This is a genomic window from Caballeronia sp. GAWG1-1 (assembly GCF_023631465.1).
Classification (GTDB): domain Bacteria; phylum Pseudomonadota; class Gammaproteobacteria; order Burkholderiales; family Burkholderiaceae; genus Caballeronia.
Genome location: NZ_JALQDB010000086.1, coordinates 1 through 2,514, shown reverse-complemented (window position 1 = coordinate 2,514; position 2,514 = coordinate 1). Strand labels below are relative to the sequence as shown.

Annotated in this window: 3 protein-coding genes; all 3 read left to right on the top strand. The window is 60.0% G+C overall.

Features of this window, described 5'->3' with window-relative positions:
• Positions 1-84 precede the first annotated feature (84 nt).
• Genes tnpA through tnpC form a run of 3 tightly spaced genes read left to right on the top strand, consistent with a single transcriptional unit; the run spans position 85 to position 2,417 of the window.
• Positions 85-492, top strand: coding sequence for an IS66-like element accessory protein TnpA (tnpA, locus tag NCT03_RS33515; protein WP_250495498.1), 408 nt, complete (start codon positions 85-87; stop codon positions 490-492).
• Positions 489-833: an IS66 family insertion sequence element accessory protein TnpB gene (tnpB, locus tag NCT03_RS33510; RefSeq protein ID WP_250495497.1), complete on the top strand. Its 345-nt coding sequence runs from the start codon at positions 489-491 to the stop codon at positions 831-833. Before tnpA ends, tnpB begins: the two co-directional genes overlap by 4 nt.
• A gap of 30 nt (positions 834-863) precedes the next feature.
• Entirely contained in the window at positions 864-2,417 is a 1,554-nt protein-coding gene (tnpC, locus tag NCT03_RS33505; RefSeq protein WP_250495496.1) for an IS66 family transposase, read from the top strand.
• Positions 2,418-2,514 lie beyond the last annotated feature (97 nt).

Here is a 2,514-nt window from a genome sequence, read left to right as displayed (position 1 = left end):
GTAAGCGCCTCATCTCGACCGTTCTCTCGCCGGCGGTGAATAGAGGTAATTTGGTTCCCACCAAACTTTTTAGCGGGAACCAAAGTGGCCGAGATTGTGGATGGCAAGAGCGAAGCATCGGGTAAGCGTCCGAACTTTCCACGCGAGTTCAAACGACAGCTCGCTGAGCAGACCTTCGAGCCGGGTGCATCGGTATCGCTTGTCGCGCGCCGCAACGACATTAACACTAACCTACTGTTCAGATGGCGTCGCCAGTATCTTCAAGGCGTTTTCGGAGCGCCACATCCGGCGCATGCACAACAGCAATCCAATGTTGACGTTGCACCGTTACTCCCGGTGGGCATAGTCGCCGAAACCGAGATGTCGACGTCCATGCGCGAGGCGATGCCGGAGAACACCTGCGAGATCGAATTCGATCGTGCACGCGTGCGCGTGCGCGGCAACGTGTCGCCGGATATGCTGCGTTTGCTCATTCGGGAGCTGTCCCGATGATCGGTTTGCCGGCGGGCACTCGCATCTGGATCGCCGCTGGCGTCACAGACATGCGCGCCGGATTCCAGGGGCTCGCGGCGAAGGTCCAAACTGCACTGGAGGAGAATCCGTTCGGTGGCAATGTCTTCATCTTCCGGGGCCGGCGTGGTGACCTCATCAAGATTCTGTGGGCCACGGAGGATGGGCTATGGCTTCTGGCGAAACGGCTTGAGCGAGGGCGTTTCGTCTGGCCACAGGCCGACGGCGGCAAGATCCATCTGACCCATGCACAGCTGTCGATGCTACTCGAAGGCATTGACTGGCGGCAGCCGCGTCGGACCGCCGCGCTATCGGTGTTGTAAACGCTTTGGGGTGCGCGTAAACTCCGGCGCATGACCGAAGATGCTCATCTTCCGAATGACGTCGATACACTTAAGGCCTTGCTGCTTGAGGCTCGCGCCCAGCTTGCCGAGCGCGATATCGAGATCGAGCAGCTCAAGGCTCAGATCGACAAATTCAGGCGGATGCAGTTCGGCCGCAAGTCGGAGAAGTTGGACCGGCAGATCGAGCAGCTTGAAACGGAACTGGACGAGCTGAGCGGGGCGCGCGGTGTCGCGGATGTTCGCAGCGCGCGCGCCTCGGGCACAAACGTCTGCGTCGGCACACCAGCTTCAAGGGAGGCGCTGCCGCCCCATCTGCCGCGTGAAGATCGTGTGCTGGAACCCAGTTCGAGCTGTCCAAACTGCGGCAACGCCATGCAACCACTCGGCGAGGACGTGTCTGAGCAGCTTGCCCGTGTCGCCGCCATGTTCAAGGTGATTCGCACGATCCGGCGCAAGGTGGTCTGCGCCTGCTGTCATCACATCTCGCAGCCGCCGATGCCGGGCTTGCCGATTGGGCGCAGCATTGCGCATCCGGGCTTGCTTGCTGACATCCTCGTTTCGAAATTCGCTGATCATCAGCCGCTATACCGGCAGTCAGCGATCGCCGCGCGCGACGGCGTGAAGCTCGACCCTGCCAGCATGGGGCGCTGGGTTGGCCAATGCGAGGCCCTGTGCGAACCATTGACCGAGGCGCTGCGCGTCTACACGATGGCAACCTTCAAGCTGCACGCGGACGACACGCCGATCCCGGTGCTTGCACCTGGCAATAAAAAGACGCGCACGGGTCGCCTGTGGGTCTATGTTCGCGACGACACTCGCTCGGGCTCGACGGACCCCGCAGCCGTCTGGTTTGCTTATTCGCCTGATCGCAAAGGCATTCATCCGCAGACCCATCTCGCCGGATTCAAAGGCATCCTGCAAGCAGACGCCTACGGAGGCTTCGATGAGCTGTATGCGGGCGGCAAGATCCGTGAGGCGGCTTGCTGGGATCATGCGAGACGGTATATATACGACGTTCATGTGCGCACGCCAACTGAGTCGACAAGGCACGTACTCGAACTGATCAGCGAACTTTATGGCATTGAGGTTGATATCCGGGGCAAGCTCGCAGCCGAACGGTTGCGCGTGCGGCAGCACACGAGCCTCGCGGTGTTGGCGACCATCAAGTCATGGATGACGGACAAGATTACGACCCTGTCGGCGAAATCCGAGTTGGCTAAGGCAATACGCTACTCGCTCAATCAATGGGATGCGCTTGTTCTGTATTGCGAAGACGGTCGCGTCGAGATCAGCAACGCCCTCGCCGAGAACGCTCTGCGCTGCGTAAGTCTGGGGAGGAAGAACTTCCTGTTCGCAGGCTCCGATAGCGGAGGTGAACGGGCCGCCGCAATGTACGGCTTGATTGGCTCGTGCAAACTGAACGGCATCAACCCGCGCGCCTACCTCGAATACATCCTGACTCACATAGCAGACCACAAAATCAGTCACATCAACGAACTGCTCCCCTGGAATGTCGTCAGCAAATTGCCCACGCAATTCACTCCACCGTCAGCGACAAGCTGATCTCCGCAACGCCTCCCACTAACCTTTGGTCACCGCACTGCCACGAGCATGCCATACGTGCGCAATGCATCGAGAATGGCCGCCGCGAGGCGCTTAC

Excerpts from the sequence above, each read along its gene's own strand:
- tnpC (WP_250495496.1), top strand. The coding sequence starts at position 864 with ATGACCGAAGATGCTCATCTTCCGAATGACGTCGATACACTTAAGGCC.
- tnpB (WP_250495497.1), top strand. The coding sequence starts at position 489 with ATGATCGGTTTGCCGGCGGGCACTCGCATCTGGATCGCCGCTGGCGTC.